The organism is Streptomyces tricolor (genome assembly GCF_002155905.1).
Taxonomy (GTDB): Bacteria; Actinomycetota; Actinomycetes; order Streptomycetales; family Streptomycetaceae; genus Streptomyces; species Streptomyces tricolor.
Genome location: NZ_MUMF01001105.1, coordinates 1 through 484 on the forward strand (window position 1 = coordinate 1; position 484 = coordinate 484).

The window sequence follows — 484 nt, forward strand, 5'->3', positions numbered from 1 at the left end:
TGGACGAGAACACCCGCTACCAGGTGCTGCGCAACGACGAGGAGCAGTACTCCCTCTGGCCCGTCGACATCGAGGTGCCCGCGGGCTGGCAGCCCGTCGGCAAGGAGGGCACCGAGGCCGAGTGCTCCGCGTACGTCGACGAGGTCTGGACCGACATGCGCCCCAAGAGCCTGCGCGAACGCATGGAGAACGCCGACGCCTGACCGCCGCGGAGGGGGCCGACGGCTACGGACACGTCCGTCCGCTGCGGACGGGTCCGACTGTCACGGACGGGTTCGACTGTCACGGACACGTCCGACGGCCACGATGTCGCGGCGGGCGGCGCCGTACGTCCGTCCGCCGCGGGCGGGTCCGACCGTCACGGACACGTCCGTCCGCTACGGACACCTCCGTCCGCCGCGGACGGGTCCGACTGTCACGGACACGTCCGACGGCCACGATGTCGCGGCGGGCGGCGCCACACGTCCGTCCGCCGCGGACGGGT

Annotated in this window: 1 protein-coding gene; it reads left to right on the plus strand. The window is 72.7% G+C overall.

The annotated features are described in order from the left end of the window. On the plus strand, nucleotides 1–203 hold a 203-nt coding region (locus tag CCN44_RS42995; RefSeq protein WP_208639962.1), incomplete at its 5' end, for an MbtH family protein. Nucleotides 204–484: the final 281 nt, after the last annotated feature.